The sequence below is a fragment of the Rhodococcus indonesiensis genome, assembly GCF_047782815.1.
GTDB classification, from domain to species: domain Bacteria; phylum Actinomycetota; class Actinomycetes; order Mycobacteriales; family Mycobacteriaceae; genus Rhodococcus; species Rhodococcus indonesiensis.
Map to the genome: position 1 here is coordinate 2030150 of NZ_CP180630.1, position 18440 is coordinate 2048589.

Here is an 18440-nt window from a genome sequence, read left to right on the forward strand (position 1 = left end):
TCTGTGTACGACACCGCCGGCGAAGTGCCCGGACGGCGGGACCTGCTTCGCGGGAGGCACGAGTTCGTGTCGGGCTGGACGGGGATGACAGCGGACACGACGGAAAGAAGAAGGAAGGCCGGCGATCTCGCAGATCGCCGGCCTTCCTTCGTGCTGTGCGCCATCAGGGACTCGAACCCCGAACCCGCTGATTAAGAGTCAGCTGCTCTGCCAATTGAGCTAATGGCGCTTGGCGGTGCGTCTCCGGTCCGTTGTCCCGGCGACGAAGGAAAGACTACACATCTTCCAGGAGCGCACCAAATCGGCAGGTCATGCTGCATTTCGGCGGACGCGGGACGTAACGCGGAAGGGGTCGGCGGCGATTGGTATTCGAACGTTATTCGCGTCGTCGACGTCGCGGCAGCTGTGTCTCGAGCAGGGCTGGCATCATCGAGCGCACGCGCATCGACGTGCAGTTTTGCGGCCCGGGGGAGGCCCGGAATCGGAGGGTGAGAGTGGTTGGGAACAGTGCGGCGCCGGGCCGTCGGCGGAATCGGCGTGCCGTCGCGGCGGTGCTCGGGGCGGTGTTGGTCGGAGTCATGACCTTCGTCACGGCCTGCTCCGGCGCGTCCGGCGCCGGCGGGGCCGAGGAGGTGCCGATCGATTCGAATCCCCTCGCCGCGCTCATCAAGCCCACGGTCTCGGCGAGCGTGGTCGACGGGGGAGTCGGCTTCTCGCCCATCGAGCCGGTGACCGTCTCGGTGGTCAACGGCAAGCTCGAGTCCGTCACCCTGCTCAATCCGGACGGGGAAGCGGTCGCCGGGGCACTCGGGCCGGACGGAGCCACGTGGGCGAACACCGAGCCGCTCGGCTACAGCCGGCAGTACCGGCTCGAGGCCGTCGCGTACGGGCTCGGCGGAGCGACGACGACCGTCGCCTCGTTCACCACCAGCGCTCCGGGGAACCTCACCCAGCCGTACGTGATGCCGGGCGAGGGTGCGGTCGTCGGCATCGGCCAGCCCGTCGCGATCCAGTTCGACGAGAACATCCCCGATCGTCTCGCTGCCGAGCAGGCCATCACCGTCGTCACCGAGCCGCCGGTGGAGGGCGCGTTCTACTGGCTGAGCAACCGCGAGGTGCGGTGGCGGCCCGAGAACTACTGGGCGCCGGGCACCAGGGTGACCGTGGATGTGAAGGTCTACGGTCGCGATCTGGGTGACGGCCTGTTCGGCCAGTCGGACGTGCACTCGAGCTTCACGATCGGTGATGCGGTGGTCATCACCGCCGACGACAACACCAAGCAGGTCACCGTCAACCGCAACGGGGTCGACGTGATGACGATGCCCACGTCCATGGGCAAGGACAGCACGCCCACCCCCAACGGCGTGTACACGATCGGCGACCGGTTCGAGCATCTGGTGATGGACTCGTCGACCTACGGCGTCGCCGTCGACTCCGCGGAGGGTTACCGGACCCCGGTGGACTGGGCGACGCGGATGTCCTACAGCGGCATCTTCTTCCACTCGGCGCCGTGGTCCCTCGGCGACCAGGGCGTGCGCAACGTCAGTCACGGCTGCCTCAACCTGAGCCCGGCCAACGCCAAGTGGATCTTCGACAACACCAAACGCGGCGACATCGTCGTCGTGCAGAACACCGTCGGCGGCATCCTCTCGGGCACCGAGGGGCTCGGGGACTGGAACATCCCGTGGTCGACGTGGAAGGCCGGGAACGCGCGCATCTGATCGGCCGCCCGGCGCGAGCAGGCTGGGGCCGCGTCCTGTGGCAGGGATCGGCACGAGACCCCCGGGATCGACGATCCCGGGGGTCTTCCCATGTCCGGCGCCGACTTCCGGGCAGCCCGTCCCCCGCGGAAGGTCGACATGCGGTCCTGCGCGGCGGAGAATCAGGGAAAGGGCATGCCTACCTGTGACATCGACCGACCGTGGACCACCGAGGGTGGCCCGGCGGACAGGTCCGAGTCGAGGAGGATTCATGCCTGCGACGACAGATCCCACGTTCTACCGCAGCCCGAGTGAGGCCGTGGCTGCCGCGCCCGAGCGGCTTGGCTATGTGGCTGCGTTCGATCCGGCCGGCCGGGCGAAGGACGCGATCGCAGTGGTCGATTGCGAGACGGGTTCGCCGACGTTCGGTGGTGTGGTCGGCTGGACCGAGCTGCCGACGGCGGGCAACGAGTTGCACCACTTCGGGTGGAACGCCTGCTCGAGCGCGCTGTGTCACGAGGGGCACGGTCACGAGGGGCACGGCGATCAGCACGGGCAGCCGCTCGAACGGCGATACCTGGTGGTGCCGGGCATCCGCTCGTCGAGAACGTACATCCTCGACACCAAGCCCGATGCGCGGCACCCGGTGGTGACACACACGATCGAGGCCGCCGAGCTCGCCGCGAAGGCCGGATACTCGCGTCCGCACACGGTGCACTGTGGACCGGGTGGCATCTTCATGTCCGCCCTGGGAAGCGCCGACGGCGCCGAGGGTCCGGGTGGTGTCGCGCTGCTCGACCACGACACGTTCGACGTCGTCGGGGCCTGGGAGGCCGAGCACGGCGAGCAGTTCCTGGCGTACGACGTGTGGTGGCACCTGAAGTACGACACGGTGATCACCTCCGAGTGGGCCACGCCGTCGATGATCGAGAACGGACTGAACCCCGAAGACCTCCTCGGCCGCAGGTTCGGACACCATCTGAACTTCTGGAGCATGTCCGAGCGCAAGCTGACCCAGCGCATCGATCTCGGCGACGAACATCAGATGGTTCTCGAACTCCGCCCGGCGCACAATCCCTCCCAGGCGTTCGGGTTCGTGGGAGTCGTCGTCAGTGTGGAGGATCTGTCGGCCTCCGTGTGGATGTGGCACAAGAGCGACGACCGGTGGGCGGTCGAGAAGGTGATCACCATTCCGGCGGAGCCGGCCGACACCGACGATCTGCCGCCGGCACTGAAACCCTTCGGCGCGGTACCGCCGCTCGTCTCCGACATCGACCTGTCGGTCGACGACCGTTGGCTGTACGTCTCGTGCTGGGGCACAGGAGAGCTCAAGCAGTACGACGTCGCCGACCCGTTCCATCCGCGGGAGACGGCATCGGTGCGCCTGGGCGGGATCGTTCGCCGCGCGCCGCACCCGGCGGTTCCGGACCTCCCGATCTCGGGAGGCCCGCAGATGGTGGAGATCAGTCGCGACGGGCGCCGGGTCTACGCCACCAACTCGCTGTACGCGGCCTGGGACGAGGTCTTCTACCCGGACGGCGTCGGAGCGTGGATGGCGAAGTTCGATGCCGATGTCTCCGCCGGCGGCCTCGTCGTCGACCGCGGGTTCTTCCCGCACGGCGACGACTTCCACGGACTCAGGGTGCATCAGACGCGCCTGCAGGGCGGGGATGCGTCCAGCGACTCGTACTGCTTCACCGGATGACCGCCGTGGCACGCCACTGAATAAGGCAAGTCCCTGACCGGATACCGGTCAGGGACTTGCCCTGTGGGGGTGAGTGACGGGACTCGAACCCGCGACAGCCAGGATCACAACCTGGTGCTCTACCAACTGAACTACACTCACCATCGCATTCGCGATCGGCCTGGGCCGGTTGCGCCTGCGGTACAGATACTAGCCTGTGTTTGCCGGAAAGGGCGAATCCGCAGGTCAGGCCGGACCCAACTCCTTCGTGACGGCGGCGATCTCGGCCGACGGAGGGCCCGGAGGCGCGACGAACGCGGTCCGCCGGTAGTACCGCAATTCGCGAATCGACTCCTTGATGTCGGCGAGCGCCCGGTGCGAAAGGCCCTTCGCCGGTTGCCCGAAGTAGATCCGCGGATACCAGCGGCGGCACAGCTCCTTGACGGAGCTGACGTCCACCATCCGGTAGTGAAGGTAGGCGTCGAGCTCGGGCATGTCACGAGCGATGAACCCGCGGTCCGTCGCGATCGAGTTGCCGGCCAGCGGCGCGGTACCGGCCTCCGGGACGTGAGCCCGGATGTAGTCGAGCACCATCTTCTCCGCCTCTGCGACGCTGACCGTGGACTTGCGCACCTCCTCGGTGAGCCCGGAGCGCTCGTGCATCTCGGTGACGACGTCGGGCATCGCGGCGAGTGCCTCGTCGTCGGCGTGGATGACGATGTCCACCCCGTCTCCGAGCACGTTGAGATCACTGTCGGTGACGAGGGCGGCGATCTCGATCAGCTGGTCGCTGTCGATCTGCAAGCCGGTCATTTCGCAATCGATCCATACAAGTTTGTCCTGCACGAAACACAGCGTAGTCAGCCCGGTCGCGGCGATATGGTCACGGTGACCATTCCGCGGCCGCATGTGGACGAGGAGGACACCGGATGACAGCCGATCCGACACCGCCGGCATCGTCGCCGGCCGAGAAGGCGGCGGCCGCCCGCGCGGCCGCCGAGGAAGCGGCGCGCGTCGCCGCCGCTGCCCTGGAAGCCGCCGAGCAGGCGCAGCGAGCGGCCGAGGCGGCCCAGCGCGAGGCCGACGCGGCGGACGTCGCGCCCGGCCCGGCCGGACAGATCGCCGCGGCATACTCCGTCGACGGGGTCGCCCTCGACCTCGGCGCTGTCGTCCACGACGGGGTGGTCGATTCGTCGGCTCGGATACGGATCCCGCTCGCCACGATGAACCGGCACGGACTGATCGCCGGTGCCACCGGTACCGGCAAGACCAAGACCGTGCAGGGCATCGCCGAGCAGCTCTCCGCCGCCGGAGTCCCGGTGGTGATGGCCGACATGAAAGGCGACCTGTCGGGCCTGTCGGCGCCCGGCGAGGACACCGACAGGGTGCGGACCCGCGCCGCCGAGACCGGCGATTCCGAATGGGTGCCGAGCACCTACCCGGTGCAGTTTCTCTCCCTCGGCACCGAGGGGATGGGCGTTCCGGTCCGAGCCACGGTCACCGCGTTCGGTCCGATCCTGCTCGGCAAGGTCCTCGGCCTCAACCCCACCCAGGAGTCCACCCTGGGGCTGATCTTCCACTGGGCCGACCGCCGGGGACTGCCGCTGCTCGACCTGAAGGACCTGCGGCAGGTCGTCACCCATCTGACCAGTGACGAGGGGAAGGCCGACCTGAAGGGCATCGGCGGAGTCTCCCGGGCCACCGCCGGCGTGATCCTGCGGGCGCTGGTCAATCTCGAGGCCGACGGCGGGGACACCTTCTTCGGGGAACCGGAGTTCGAGACCGAGGACTTACTGCGCGTCGACGGTGGACGCGGCGTGATCAGTCTGTTCGAGCTCGGCACCCACGCCGCCCGGCCGGTGCTGTTCTCGACGTTCCTGATGTGGGTGCTCGCGGACCTGTTCCAGACGTTGCCGGAGGAGGGCGACCTCGACAAACCGAAGCTCGTGTTCGTCTTCGACGAGGCCCACCTGCTGTTCGCGGACGCCTCCAAGGTGTTCCTGCAGCAGATCGAGCAGACGGTCAAGCTCATCCGTTCGAAGGGCGTGGGAGTGTTCTTCTGCACGCAGCTGCCCGCGGATGTGCCCGACGCGGTGCTGTCCCAGCTCGGTGCGCGGGTGCAGCACGCCTTGCGCGCGTTCACCCCGGACGATCAGAAGGCGCTGGCCAAGACCGTCCGGACGTATCCGGAGACGGACTTCTACGATCTCGAGGAGGCACTGACCACCCTCGGGATCGGCGAGGCCGTCGTCACGGTGCTCTCCGAGAAGGGCGCGCCGACACCTGTCGCGTGGACGCGGATCCGGCCGCCGCGCTCGCTGATGGACACGATCGGCGAGCCGGCGATCCGCGCGGCCGCGCAGGGCAGCGCGCTGTACGGCAGGTACGGGCGGACGGTGGACCGCGAGTCGGCGTACGAGCTGCTCACCGCCAAGGTGTCCGGCGCGCCCGCGCCGGACCCGCGGGTGGACCTGCCGCCGCTGCCGGACCTGCCCAGCGCGCCGCCGCCGCGGGACGAAGGGCCGAGCGTTGTCGAGCAGGTCCTCGGCAATGCGGCCGTCAAGAGTTTCCTGCGCTCGGCGGCGTCGGCCGCGGGACGCGAGATCAGTCGCAGCATCTTCGGCACCGGCCGGCGCCGCCGGCGCTGACGCCCCCGGTGTGTCGTTTGGGCTACTCCCGCAGCCCAAACGGCACACCGGCGCTATGCGCCCAGCTTCTTGTAGAAGGCGCCGACGATCGGCGCGACGACACCGCGCGGGGTGTAGTTGCCGGCGACGGACATCGCCTTGCTGATCAGGCCCGGCACGATGCGCATCTTGTTCTCGGCGAGCGCGTCGAGCGACACCTTCGCGGTGTGCTCGCTCGAAATCCACAGGAAGTCCGGCACGAGCCTGTCGACGATCGACGCCTCGGTCGGGTCCGGGGTCTCGGTGCGTACCGGGCCCGGCGCCAGCAGCGTCACGTGCACGCCGCTGTCCTTCAGTTCCCCGCGCAGCGACTCGGAGAAGGTGTTGACGAACGCCTTCGTCGCCGCATAGGTCGCGTTGTTGGGGATCGGCATGTTGCCCGCCGCGGAACCGACCATCAGGATCGCCCCGGATCGGCGCTCGACCATCTGCGGCAGCACCGCGAGGGTCAGGTCGTGCACGGCGACGGCGTTCAGTTCGACCTGGGCCCGTTCGTAGGCCGGATCGAGCTGGGCCACCGGGCCGAACGTCGCGATGCCGGCGTTGTTGCACAGGATGCTGATCGGGCGCTTGCCGAGTTCGTCGACGAGCTCGGTTCGTGCGTCGCGGTCGGACAGGTCGCAGGCGCGGACCTCGACGGTGACGCCGTGCTTCGCCCGCAGCGTCGCCGCGAGCTCCGCCATCACGTCGCCGCGGCGGGCGACGAGGATCAGCGAGTGCCCGCGCGCGGCGAGTTCGGCGGCGAGAGCCTCGCCGATGCCGGAGGAGGCGCCGGTCACGACGGCTCGGGCGTCGGGGGTGGGAGTCGGCAGAGTCATGGTCGCTCAGCGTAGCGGCGGCCGGTTCAGATGCGGTCCGCGAGGCGGGTGCCCTGCTCGATCGCGCGCTTGGCGTCGAGTTCCGCGGCGACGTCGGCCCCGCCGATGACGTGGGTGGTCACGCCCGCAGCGGTGAGCCGATCGACCAGGTCACGGACCGGTTCCTGCCCTGCACAGATCACCACGTTGTCCACGTCGAGCACCTTCGGGTCCCGGCGATCCTCGCCGAAGCTGATGTGCAGGCCGGCGTCGTCGATCCGCTCGTAGTTGACCCCGCAGACCTCGTGCACCTTCTTGTGCTTCAGGGACGCCCGGTGCACCCATCCGCTGGTCTTGCCGAGGCCCTTCCCGATCGGGCCGGGCTTGCGCTGCAACAGGAACACCTCCCGCGGCGACGGCGACGGGCGGGGCTCGGTGAGCGCCCCCGGGGCGGTCTTCGGGTCGGTGACGCCCCACTCGCGTTTCCATTCGGCCAGGTCGAGGGTGGGGGAGTGGTCGTGGGTGAGGAACTCGGAGACGTCGACGCCGATCCCGCCCGCCCCGATCACGGCGACGCGCGCCCCGACGGGCGCCCCGTCCCGGACGACCTGCGGGTAGGACAGCACGCTCGGATGGTCGATGCCCGGGATGGCGGGCACGCGGGGGGTGACGCCGGTCGCGACGACCACCTCGTCGTACGCGCCGATCAGATCGTCGGCGCTCGCGCGGGTACCGAGACGGAGTTGCACCTTCGTCAGCTCCAGCTGGCGGCGGAAGTACCGTACGGTCTCGGCGAACTCCTCCTTGCCGGGGATGCGGCGGGCGATGCCGAACTGGCCGCCGATCTCGTCGTCGGCTTCGAACAGGGTGACGGAGTGGCCGCGACGGGCCAGGTTCACGGCCGCCGCGAGCCCGGCAGGACCGGCGCCGACGACCGCGACGGTCTTGCGGCGGCGGGTGGGGGCGAGCAGCAGTTCGGTCTCCCGGCCGGCTCGGGGGTTGAGCAGGCACGAGACGTGCTTGTTGACGAACGCGTGGTCGAGGCAGGCCTGATTGCAGGCGATGCAGGTGTTGATCTCGTCGGGTACGCCGGCGGCGGCCTTGCGGACCCATTCCGGGTCGGCCAGCATCGGCCGCGCCATCGAGATCAGTTGTGCGTCGCCGCGGGCGAGGATTTCCTCGGCCGTCTCGGGCATATTGATCCGGTTGGACGCGGCGACCGGGATCCCGACGTGCTTCGCCAACTCGGCGGTCACGTCCGCGAACGCGGCACGCGGGACGGACGTGACGATGGTGGGCACCCGCGACTCGTGCCAGCCGATGTCGGTGTTGATCAGCGTGGCGCCCGCGCGTTCGAGTTCCTGAGCGAGGGCGACGATCTCGTCCCAGTGCTGGCCGCCTTCGACGAGGTCGGCCATGGACAGCCGGAAGCAGATCGCGAAGTTCGGTCCGACGGCTTCGCGGGTGCGGCGGACGATCTCGACGGGCAGCCGGCGACGGTTCTCGGCGCTGCCGCCCCACGCGTCGGTGCGGCGGTTGGTGCGCTCGGCGAGGAACTGGTTGATGAAGTAGCCTTCGCCGCCCATGATCTCGACGCCGTCGTAACCGGCCTGCTGGGCGAGGCGGGCGCAGCGGACGTAGGCGCGGATCTGCCGGCGCACACCCCACGAGGTCAGCCTGCGCGGGCGGAACGGGTTGATCGGTGCCTTGATCGACGACGCAGACACGCTCAGGGGCCAGTAGCTGTAGCGCCCGGCGTGCAGGATTTGCAGCAGGATACGGCCACCTTCGGTGTGGACCGCATCGGTGATCGTCCGGTGCCGGCGGGCCTCGAGCCGGTTGGTGAGTTTGGCGCCGAACGGCAGCAGCCAGCCGGTCCGGTTGGGGGCGTAGCCGCCGGTGACGATGAGGCCGACGCCGCCGCGGGCGCGCTCGGCGAAGTACGCGGCGAGGCGACCGGTGTTCTTGGCCCGGTCCTCGAGACCGGTGTGCATCGAGCCCATGACGACCCGGTTGGGGACGGTGAAGGGTCCGAGGTCGAGAGGGGAGAGCAGGTGGGGGTACGGGTTCGTCACGAGTTGTCCTCGGTGGTGAGGGCGTCGAGCACTTCCTGGCACCAGTCCGCGAATCCCTGTTCGACGCGGATGCCGCCGCGCAGAACCAGATACTGGTGCAGTGAGGGCCCGGTGAGCCGGTCAGGTGCGGGGAAGTCGCGCTTCTCGATGGTGCGGTACACCTCGAGACGTGCGGCGTGGGCGTCGCGGTGGCGGGTGAGCTCCGCGAGGAGGGCGGGGAGGGTGGCGGGCCCGGCGGCGCGGATCTTCACCGCCAGGTCGCTGCGTAGCTGCTCGGGGTCGGAGGGCTGGGAGATCCAGCGGTCCAGTTCGGTGCGTCCGGCGGCGCTGACGCGGTAGACCTTCTTGTCGGGTCGCCCGTCCTGGGGCACGGTGCGGCCGGTGATCCAGCCGCGCTCGTCCATCCGCCGCAGGACGCGGTAGATCTGCTGGTGGGTTGCGCTGTGGAAGAAGCCGATCGACTTGTCGAACCGGCGAGCGAGTTCGTAGCCGGAGCCGGACCGCTCGTCGAGTGCGGCGAGCAGCGCGTGTTCCAGTGCCATATCGCGAGTATGCACCGAGGTGCATATGCAATCAAGTGCACACCGGAGTCGACGTCCGCGAACCTCCCAGTCGGCCGCGAACGCGATTGCGTTCGCGGCCGACCGCGGAGCGCGCGGATCGTCAGAGGCCGGTTCTCGGCGCGGCGATCTCCTAGGCTGCGGGCATGAGCGCGCACACGGACGCCGTCGCCGGGATCGGGGAGGCTACCTCGCGGCGCCAGGTCTTCGCCTGGGGCATGTGGGACTTCGGGTCGTCGGCCTACCACGCGGTGGTGCTGACCTTCGTCTTCTCCGTGTATCTCACCGATGCCGTGGGCGACGACCTGCCGGGGTCGATGTCGGCGAGCACGTGGCTGGGGTGGGCGCTGGGCCTCTCGGGGTTCTTCATCGCGATCACCGCCCCCGTCTCGGGCCAGCGCTACGACGCGACCGGCCGACGCAAGCGGTCCCTCGCGGTGCTGTCCTACGCCGGCGTCGCGCTGATGGCGGCAATGGTTTTCGTGCGTGACGACCACCGCTACCTGTGGCTCGGCCTCGTGCTGCTGGGGGTGTCGTCCGTCGTCGTCGAACTCGCGCAAGTGCCCTACAACGCCATGCTCCGTCAGGTCTCCACCGACGAGAACATGGGCCGGGTCTCCGGTCTGGGCTGGGCCATGGGCTACGTCGGCGGACTGCTGCTGTTGCTGCTCGGGTACTTCGGTTTCATCGCCGGCGACGGCGACACCCGCGGCTTCCTCGGGGTGAGCACCGAAGCCGGTCTCAACATCCGCCTGGTGGTGCTGGCCGCGGCGGTGTGGTTCGCGATCTTCGCCGTCCCGGTGCTGCTCGCGGTGCCCGAGGTTCGGCCCACCGGCGTCGATCCCGGCGCGGAACGGGCCGGGATCGTGCAGTCCTACCGGGTGCTGCTGCGCGACCTGCGCGAGCTGTGGGCGATGGACCGGCGCACCGTCGGCTACCTCGGCGCATCGGCACTGTTCCGCGACGGATTGGCAGGGGTGTTCACGTTCGGCGCGGTGCTCGCGGTGAACGTGTACGACATCGACGCCGCCGACGTGCTGCTGTTCGGTGTGGCGGCGAACGTGGTGTCGGCGCTCGGCGCCCTCGCGGCGGGTCGCTTCGACGACCGGGTCGGACCCAAGGCGGTGATCGTCACCTCGCTCGCCGCGATGATGGCCGTCGGCATCGTGCTGCTCGTGGTGTCGGGGCCGGTGATGTTCTGGATCTTCGGTCTGCTGCTGTGCCTGTTCGTCGGACCCGCCCAGTCGTCGGCCCGCACCTTCCTCGCGCGCATCACCCCCGCCGGGCGGGAAGGCCAGATGTTCGGGCTCTACGCGACGACGGGCCGCGCCGTCTCGTTCCTGGCTCCGACCCTGTTCGCTCTCTTCGCCTGGACGTTCGGCGCGGACCGGGCCGGCATCGGCGGTCTGCTCGTCGTGCTCGGTGCCGGGCTGGTGGCGCTGCTCGCGGTGCGGGCCCCGGAGAGTCAGTCCTTGAAGTAGACGAGCTGGTGGCTCGTGGCGAGCAGCGTGCCGTCGCGGCCCCACAGCTGGGCGGCCTGGTCGAAGTAGCCCTGCGAGAAGCGGTGGGTGCGCGCGGTGCCCAGGACGAAGTCGTCGCCCTGGGTGTCGAGTTGCGCGGCGTCGGCGTGGAAGTACACCGTCAGAGACACGGTCCCGGCCGGCATGTACCGGCCGCGCCGCAGGAACACCCTCGGGTAGAAGACGTCGCTCAGCGCCGTCAGGGCCGGGAAGTCGAGCGGGCGGGCCGGAGTGTCGCGCACCCACAGCGTGGTGGTGGAGTCGGGGTGCTCGCCGGCGTCCTGCTCGGGCACCGCGCCCTCGACGAACCGCATCTCGTAGTTGCGGGCCCAGGCGATGAACTCCGGAAGGGTCTGCGCCGGAACCGTCTCCGCCGACGGCACCTCCGGAACGTCGAGCTCGGTATCCGACCAGGTGTCGCGGCGGGTGCCGAACACGGCGGTGGCGGTGGTGGCGACCACGCCGTCCTGGGTCAGCTCGAGCTGCCAGTGCTGATTGGTGCGGTTGGTGCGGACCGCTCGCACGGTGATGTCGAAGTCGCCGTCGGCGACCGGTCCGGCGTAGTTGACGGTCAGGGAGATCGGGTCACCGAGCCGGTCCGGGTGCTGTTGAACGGCCCGCAGCAGGGCGGCAGCGGTGACGCCACCGAACGGACCGACCATGTTCGTGTAGTCGGGGGTGGTCCGACCCCGCGTGCGGCCGTCCTCCGCGGGCCGGAGGGTCACGGCGGCGTCGAAGGGGTGGGGCGGGGCGGCGATCTCGGTCACGACGACTCCTCGGGAAGAACGGGTCCGTTCCGGCGCGAACCGGATCTAAGTATGACAACATACATAGAAACCGGCAGCAAGAGCGGAGCAGGAACATGGCCAGGCGTAGCGACCCGACCAGCGGTCCCCGTGCCGCGATGATCCGCAGCGCGATCCGGCTCATCCGGGAGCGGGGCGTCGCCGCGACCTCGTTCGCCGACGTGCTCGCCCACAGCGGCGCGCCGCGCGGGTCGGTCTACCACCATTTCCCCGGCGGAAAAGCGCAGCTCGTCGAGGAGGCCACGCGCAGCGCCGCCGAGCACCTGGGCGACGGGATGACCCGGGTGCTGGAAGCCTCGGACACCCCCGACGCGCTGCAGGCGCTCGCCGACCTGTGGCGCCGCGGGCTCGAGGACGGCGACTACGCGGTGGGCTGCCCGATCGTCGCGGCGGCCCTGGGCACCGAACGCGGCGCCCGCGACGTCGCCGGGGAGGCGTTCGGGACCTGGTCCGACCTGCTCGGCGACGCCCTCGTCGCGGACGGGGTCGGTCCGGAACGCGCACGGTCGCTGGCGGTGCTCGTCGTCGGCGCCCTCGAGGGCGCGTTGGTGCTCGCCCAGGCGCAACGCAGCTCGGCGCCGCTCGACGCGGTGGTCGACGAGCTCTCGGCCCTGTGCCGGTCGGCGATCGGCCAGGCTTAGAGCATGTCTCATTTTGGTGCGTTTCTCGAGGCAGGTCAACGCGGCGGCGAGTTGCAGAATCCGGCGAAGTGCACTCCGTGCCGTTCGTAGCGGATGGTCAGTCGGCGGTAGCCGGTCAGCCAGGGGTACCGAGGAGGTAGTGCCGCACGAGCGAGTGCGGTAACCACCTCTCTGGTGAAGGACCCAACGGCTCGGCGGGTCCTTCACCAGACGCCCCGGCGCACAAGGGGACAGCAATCGAGCTGAATGTCACCGCATACGAGTGGCGGCACATACCACCCGAACCAGCGGCCTTACAGGTGACTCACGATGCACAAAGGTCAGTGCCGCGGCGAGCGCTATTCGAGGACAGTGACATTCGCTGGGTTGGGTGCCACCGAAGGATGGCGGCTGCGGTTCGGTGCCCGCGGCCGACACACACCGCTGTTCGCGAATATCACGGGCGGACAACTCGTCGAGGTCGATATCGAGCACCGGCGCGCGCAGGCCCCGCACCACGGAGTATCTGCTGCGCACCCTTGGCCGATGGGTGCGCGGGCGCGATCACGTCGAGTTGGCCAGCGATCTCAGCGTGCAGGGTGACGCACAGGGCGTGAACCACGTCGATACAGGGTGGCCGTAGACCGAACGCAACGACGTCCTCATCTACGGGCACAACGCTTTCGGTGTCGTCATCAGGTTCGTCTGAGTGATGGGTCCTGGCACGGGCCGGCAACGCTTCCGGACCATTCTGTGGCTCTGATCAATGTGCAATGTACTTCGTGGCGAGGTACTCGTCGATTCCTTCGACGGATCCTTCGCGGCCGAAGCCGGATTCCTTCACCCCTCCGAAGGGTGCGGCCGCATCGGCGATGATGCCTCGGTTGATCCCGACCATGCCGGTCTCGAGTGCGTCGGCGACTCGGGAGGCACGGTCGAGACTCCGGGTGTAGAAGTACGCAGCGAGCCCATATTCGGTGTTGTTTGCCGTCGCGATCGCTTCGTCCTCCGTGTCGAAGGTGGTGATCGCGGCAACCGGGCCGAAAATCTCCTCCCGCAGCAGACGTGCATCGAGACTCACGTCGTCGAGAACTGTCGGGGCGTAGAACGTTCCCGGGCCGTCGGGACGGACACCGCCGGTGCGGAGGCGTGCACCCTTCGCGACGGCGTCTTCGACCAGAGCATCGACGGTGGCGCACTGTTTCGCGGTGATCAGCGGTCCGATGTCGGTTCCCGCTTCGAGACCGTGTCCCGTGCGCAATGCACCGATGCGTGCCGTGAACTTCTCGCTGAACTCTTCTGCGACGCTACGTGCGACGTGGAATCGGTTGGCTGCTGTGCATGCTTGGCCGCCGTTGCGGAATTTTGCTGCCATCGCGCCGTCGACCGCTGCATCGACATCGGCGTCGTCGAACACGAGGAAGGGGGCATTGCCTCCGAGTTCCATCGACGTTCGCAGGAGTCGGTCCGCTGATCGGCGAACCAGCAGCTTGCCGACGCCGGTGGATCCGGTGAACGTGATCTTGCGCAGTTCAGCGCTGTCGATCAGTGGAGCGGTCAGTGCTGCGGCATCGGAGGTGGGCAGAATCGACAGCACACCATCGGGCAGACCCGCATCTGCGAAAATTTGGCCGACCAGCAGCATCGTCAGGGGCGTTTCGGCCGCTGGTTTGACGATGATCGGACAGCCGGCAGCCAGTGCTGGACCGATCTTGCGCGTGGCCATGGCCAGCGGAAAGTTCCAGGGGGTGATGGCCAGTACCGGTCCAACCGGTTCTCTGGTGACGACAATGGTGCCGGTTCCCGACGGGGACGGGGAGATTCGCCCGCTGATACGGGTTGCTTCCTCGGAAAACCAGTGCAGGAATGACGCGCCGTATTCGACCTCCGCATACGCTTCGTGGAGCGGTTTACCCATCTCGAGAGTGATGGTGCGCGCGAAGTCGTCTGCCCGCCTGCGGATGAGTTCGAATGCGGTGCGCAAGATTTCGCCGCGTCGACGCGATGGGGTCCGCGCCCATTCCCCTTGCGCGGTGGTGGCGCGTTCGAGAGCGCGGAGTCCGTCTTCGGGCGCGGCGTCGGCGACGTGCGCAATCGCGGCACCGGTGGCGGGATCCTCCACGGAGAAGGTGATACCGGTAGACGAATCGACGAGCTTTCCACCGATCCAGAGTTGGGTCGGGACGCCCGCGGGGAGAGTGTGGGTCATGGCTCCTGCCGAGTTTGTGGAGGCTGAACGCCGCGCCGAGTAGCCGGCACGAAAGGGGCGCCGAGGCCGATTCCGTCGCCCGGGGTGTGGCCCCCATTGTTCAGCGACCACACCCGAGCGAGCGGCGGATTCTAGCTGGTGGCGACTGCCTTGCCGGCCTTGTCCTGGAGGACTTCGAGAGCCCGGATGAGGTATCCGCGGAAGACAGCGTGGTTCTCGCTCATCGGGAAGTGGCCGATCTCCTTCATCTCGATGAACTCGGCGTTCGGGATCTGCGCCGCGGTGCGTGCACTGTCCTCGGGGGTAGTGAGGTAGTCGTAGTCACCGGTCAGCATCACGACCGGGCACCGGTCCCCGTCGATGTCTGCGAGCTTTCCGCGCAGGTCGTGATCGACCGAGTAGAAGTGCAGGTCACCGCGGAAGGACTCGGAGCCCTGGCTGTAGTAGAACCAGGTCTTCCAGCGGTCGGCCTCCGGCGACTGCGGGGCCATGAGGTCCCACACGCCGCTGGCGCAGACCTGTGCCGCGTTGGCGTGAGGGTGCTGCCACCAGTCGAGGTAGAAGCCGGGCGAGTAGTCGGCACCCTCGACGGGAATGACGCCGGCGAAGCGGTCGGGGTGACGAAGCGCAAGTTGCAGTGCGATGTTCCCACCGAACGATGAGCCCATGAAGATGGGGTTCTCGAGTTCGAGCGCGTCGCACAGTGCCACGATGAAGTGGGCGTAGTGGTCCGCGGAGAGCTTGTACTCCTCGGTCCACCATTCGGTGTTCTCCGGCGGATCCGACTTGCCGTGCCGCGGCAGGTCGTAGGCGATGACACGGTAGTTCTCGGTGATCTCCTCGTCTTCGAGGAGACCGCGCCACTGGTGGTTGTGGCAGCCGGCGGTGTGCTGGCACACGAGGGGTTGCCCGGTGCCGTTCTCGAGGTAGAAGACCTTGTACAGCAGTCCGTCGACGTCCACGTCGACGTAGTGGCCGGTGACCGGGGAAATCTTGCTCATGAGTGTTCCTTACGGCTCGAGGGGGGTGAGAGGATCAGACCGGGACGCCGACGGCGCGCAGAAGCTCGATCTGGCGGGTGATACACCGCAGGTTCTGCATCAGCACCAGAATGTCGCCTTCGAGCTTCATGTCTCGCTGGAAGCTCGCAGCCCAGATGCCGTGGTACATCGGGGCGGGAACCGGGACGCCGAAGTTGCGCCAGGTGTCCGCGCTGGCACGCAGCGCGAACTGGTACGGCACATCCAACGGACCGGGGTCGATCGCGATGTCCACCACGTTGCCGCGGCTCATCTGGATGACGAACGTGTGGTCGGTCATGTCGAGCAGGTACGAGCAGGTGAAGTACTTGCCGTGCGCCTGGATCTCGGGGTCGGTGTTGTTCGCCTGGGTGAACGAGGCAGTCCAGTCGGCCGTGTCGAGGGCACGCGTAGTGACGGTCATATGGGATTCCTTCGATGAGGGAGACAGCGAGGCCGAGTGCGAGCACTCGCTCCGGTGGGCCGGGCCGAATCCGAGGAAGTGCTGCACTCCCGGATGCCGCGTCGGCCATGACAGCCATCACACCCCGTAGCTGCCGGGTGCGTCCAATACCTATCCAGCCCGGATCGATAGGCAACGACTACTGGTCTCCTCCGGAGGCGTTGTCTAACCTCGGTAACATGTACCCCCAGCTCGACCTGCGACTTCTGTCCTATTTCGTGGCAGTTGCCGAAGAGCTGCACTTCGGGCGCGCAGCCGCTCGCCTGCACATCGCTCAACCCTCACTGAGCGTGCAGATCCGCAAGCTCGAGCAGAACCTCGGCGCAGTGCTACTACTGCGCAGCAGCAGACACGTCGAACTGACCCCCGCCGGCCAGATCCTGCTCGACGAAAGCCGCCGGCTACTGGCGAACGCCGAACGAGCAATCAACCTCACCCGCGAGGCCGCCCACGGTATCAGTACCCGCAAATTGGTCATCGGCTTCCAAGGCAACGCAGCTGCCGAGCTCACACCCCACATCCTCAGCACGTTCCAGTCGCTGTATCCGGACATGCAGGTCCAGATGCATTCGCACGATTTCTCCGACCCATATGTCGGGTTGGCCGACGGATCCTCCGATGTAGCCTTCGTCCGGCCCCCGCTGCTGATGCAGGACTGGCTGGGCATGGAAACCCTGTTCGTCGAACCCCGTGTGATGGTCGTGTCAGCCAATCACCCGCTCGCCCAGTTGCCCGAGGTAAGCGTCCAACAGGTCACCAACGAGTTCTTCGTCGCACGCAAAGCACCCGAGAACTGGCGTAACTACTGGCTGGCCACAGAATCACGACAAGGCGAACCCGTCCGGGTCGGCGCAGACGTGGCCACCGTCGACGAATGTTTCGAAGCGATCCTCGCCGAGCGCGGCGTTGCATTCTCGCAAGCATCGACGCAACGCTTCTACAGCAGACCGAGCCTGGCCTTCGTGCCGGTGACCGACATTCCGCCCACAGCGCTGTCCATCGCCTGGCGGACGGACGTCGCGTCGAAGGCCGTACGCGACTTCATCGACACAGCACGTGCTGTGGCCTCACTCCACACCGTGCCCGGAGCGTGGTCCACCCGGCCTCACAACTCGATCACCGATGTCGCTCATCGCACGACAGGCTGACTTTCGCCTGACCCGTCGAGTCAGCGTTCCGCTCACGATGGTGCCTTCTCACCGAACTCACTGCTCGGCATGCGAGACCTGACCACCGCTGTCTCCACCGGTCCGCGTCTTCGATGCTCCCGCCGCCGGATTCGCCGAGTGCAACTATCCCGCCTCGCTCGTCTCCTCCATGCGTTGCCGCTGCCGGACCCCGTACGCCGCCTCTCTGACGGCGGCGTCGTCCTCGAGACCCGACCCAAGGGTCACAGTTTCACGCAGGACGACAACAGATCTCAATATGGGATCGTTTCCACGGGAGGAAATCCAATTAGAGCATGTCTCATGTGGAGAGCTTCTTGAAGCAGGTGAGCGCCGCGGCGAGTTGCAGGAAGCCGGTGAAGTGCTCGGCGTGGCGTTCGTAGCGGATTGTGAGCCTGCGGTAGCCGGTGAGCCAGGCGAGGGTGCGTTCGATCTTCCATCGGTGCCGGCCGAGGCGGTCGTTGCGTTCGATGCCGCGACGAGCGATCCGCGGGACGATCCGGCGCTCCCGCAACCAGCAACGGTGAGCGGCGGAGTCGTAACCTTTGTCGGCGCGCAGGCGACCCGGTTTGCGTCGTCGCGGCCCACGACGGGACCTGACCGCGGGAATGGCCTCGACCAGCGGCCGCAGCATGGTGCTGTCGTGGGTGTTCGCTGCAGAGACGCCGACAACCAGCGGAATTCCCTCGGCCTCGGACAGGACGTGGATCTTCGATCCTTTCTTGCCGCGATCGACCGGGCTGGGCCCGGTCAAAGATCCCCCCTTTTCGCCCGGACACTCGCGGCGTCCAGGATCGCTGCCGACCAGTCCAGCTCACCCGAGCCGCCGAGTCGATCGAGCACCTCGCGGTGCAGTTTCTCGAACACCCCCGCGCGTACCCAGGCCGTGAAGCGGCGATGCGCGGTCGGGACGCTGACCCCGAACGACGGCGGCAGGTGCCGCCAGGCGCAGCCGCTGGTCAATACGAACACGATTGCGGTGAACACCGCCCGGTCGTCGACCGGCGCACTGCCACCACCCTGCGGTCGGGGGGCGAAGGCCGGAATCAGCGGTTCGGCGATCTCCCACAACGCATCCGGCACCAACCGGATAGACAACTCGTCAACCACGAACTACATCATGCATCACAACCC

Annotated in this window: 15 protein-coding genes and 2 tRNA genes; 6 read left to right on the forward strand and 11 right to left on the reverse strand. The window is 67.9% G+C overall.

Annotated features, from left to right (window positions below; genetic code table 11):
- Positions 1-156 precede the first annotated feature (156 nt).
- Positions 157-229 (reverse strand) — tRNA-Lys (locus tag ACM26Y_RS09525).
- A 349-nt stretch (positions 230-578) separates the two neighbouring features.
- On the opposite strand from ACM26Y_RS09525, the gene ACM26Y_RS09530 reads away from it, so the two are divergent.
- Together ACM26Y_RS09530 and ACM26Y_RS09535 are read left to right on the forward strand one after the other, a co-directional pair.
- Complete coding sequence (locus ACM26Y_RS09530) at positions 579-1721, forward strand: L,D-transpeptidase (protein ID WP_289381862.1); 1143 nt, start codon at positions 579-581, stop codon at positions 1719-1721.
- 250 nt (positions 1722-1971) lie between these two features.
- Positions 1972-3405 (forward strand): selenium-binding protein SBP56-related protein, encoded by a 1434-nt coding sequence (locus tag ACM26Y_RS09535; RefSeq protein ID WP_289381860.1) that lies wholly within the window; start codon positions 1972-1974, stop codon positions 3403-3405.
- A 64-nt stretch (positions 3406-3469) separates the two neighbouring features.
- Here ACM26Y_RS09535 and ACM26Y_RS09540 read toward each other — a convergent pair.
- Positions 3470-3547 (reverse strand) — tRNA-His (locus ACM26Y_RS09540).
- Positions 3548-3630: 83 nt separating this feature from the next.
- Entirely contained in the window at positions 3631-4230 is a 600-nt protein-coding gene (orn, locus tag ACM26Y_RS09545) for an oligoribonuclease (RefSeq protein WP_289381859.1), read from the reverse strand.
- Positions 4231-4313: 83 nt separating this feature from the next.
- Between orn and ACM26Y_RS09550 the strand changes: the two genes are divergently transcribed.
- Positions 4314-6032, forward strand: a complete 1719-nt coding sequence (locus tag ACM26Y_RS09550; RefSeq protein WP_289381856.1) for a helicase HerA-like domain-containing protein — start codon at positions 4314-4316, stop codon at positions 6030-6032.
- 53 nt (positions 6033-6085) lie between these two features.
- Here the strand turns inward: ACM26Y_RS09550 and cmrA are convergent, their stop codons facing one another.
- From cmrA to ACM26Y_RS09565, 3 genes are read right to left on the reverse strand one after another with little or no spacing between them, the layout of a single operon-like run.
- Positions 6086-6889 carry a mycolate reductase gene (cmrA, locus tag ACM26Y_RS09555; protein ID WP_289381855.1) on the reverse strand — a complete coding sequence of 268 codons (804 nt, stop codon included), beginning with the start codon at positions 6887-6889 and terminating at the stop codon, positions 6086-6088.
- 26 nt (positions 6890-6915) lie between these two features.
- Positions 6916-8943: an NADPH-dependent 2,4-dienoyl-CoA reductase gene (locus ACM26Y_RS09560; RefSeq protein WP_289381853.1), complete on the reverse strand. Its 2028-nt coding sequence runs from the start codon at positions 8941-8943 to the stop codon at positions 6916-6918.
- The gene (locus tag ACM26Y_RS09565) at positions 8940-9485 is read right to left on the reverse strand and encodes a PadR family transcriptional regulator (protein WP_416063308.1); all 546 of its coding nucleotides are present in this window, start codon (positions 9483-9485) and stop codon (positions 8940-8942) included. Before ACM26Y_RS09565 ends, ACM26Y_RS09560 begins: the two co-directional genes overlap by 4 nt.
- Positions 9486-9649: 164 nt before the next feature.
- On the opposite strand from ACM26Y_RS09565, the gene ACM26Y_RS09570 reads away from it, so the two are divergent.
- Entirely contained in the window at positions 9650-10984 is a 1335-nt protein-coding gene (locus ACM26Y_RS09570; RefSeq protein ID WP_416063309.1) for an MFS transporter, read from the forward strand.
- On the opposite strand, the gene ACM26Y_RS09575 is transcribed toward ACM26Y_RS09570, so the two are convergent.
- Positions 10969-11790, reverse strand: a complete 822-nt coding sequence (locus ACM26Y_RS09575; RefSeq protein WP_371383366.1) for an acyl-CoA thioesterase — start codon at positions 11788-11790, stop codon at positions 10969-10971. The genes ACM26Y_RS09570 and ACM26Y_RS09575 overlap by 16 nt on opposite strands.
- Before the next feature lie 95 nt (positions 11791-11885).
- Here ACM26Y_RS09575 and ACM26Y_RS09580 point away from each other — a divergent pair, with 95 nt between their 5' ends.
- Positions 11886-12470: a TetR/AcrR family transcriptional regulator gene (locus ACM26Y_RS09580; protein ID WP_003936831.1), complete on the forward strand. Its 585-nt coding sequence runs from the start codon at positions 11886-11888 to the stop codon at positions 12468-12470.
- 742 nt (positions 12471-13212) lie between these two features.
- Here the strand turns inward: ACM26Y_RS09580 and ACM26Y_RS09585 are convergent.
- The 3 genes from ACM26Y_RS09585 to ACM26Y_RS09595 form a co-directional block, all read right to left on the reverse strand.
- Positions 13213-14658 (reverse strand): NAD-dependent succinate-semialdehyde dehydrogenase, encoded by a 1446-nt coding sequence (locus ACM26Y_RS09585; RefSeq protein WP_416063310.1) that lies wholly within the window; start codon positions 14656-14658, stop codon positions 13213-13215.
- Between the two features lie 131 nt (positions 14659-14789).
- Positions 14790-15659 (reverse strand): alpha/beta fold hydrolase, encoded by an 870-nt coding sequence (locus ACM26Y_RS09590; RefSeq protein ID WP_371383363.1) that lies wholly within the window; start codon positions 15657-15659, stop codon positions 14790-14792.
- A gap of 34 nt (positions 15660-15693) precedes the next feature.
- Positions 15694-16101 (reverse strand): hypothetical protein, encoded by a 408-nt coding sequence (locus ACM26Y_RS09595; protein WP_416063311.1) that lies wholly within the window; start codon positions 16099-16101, stop codon positions 15694-15696.
- 218 nt (positions 16102-16319) lie between these two features.
- Here ACM26Y_RS09595 and ACM26Y_RS09600 point away from each other — a divergent pair, with 218 nt between their 5' ends.
- Positions 16320-17288 carry a LysR family transcriptional regulator gene (locus ACM26Y_RS09600; protein ID WP_040782521.1) on the forward strand — a complete coding sequence of 323 codons (969 nt, stop codon included), beginning with the start codon at positions 16320-16322 and terminating at the stop codon, positions 17286-17288.
- A gap of 319 nt (positions 17289-17607) precedes the next feature.
- Here the strand turns inward: ACM26Y_RS09600 and ACM26Y_RS09605 are convergent.
- Positions 17608-18416 (reverse strand): IS5 family transposase gene (locus ACM26Y_RS09605; protein ID WP_375295872.1). Its coding sequence is split into 2 segments (ribosomal slippage): positions 17608-18066 and positions 18069-18416, totalling 807 coding nucleotides; the frame shifts between segments, so codons are not numbered across the junction.
- Between the last annotated feature and the right edge of the window lie 24 nt (positions 18417-18440).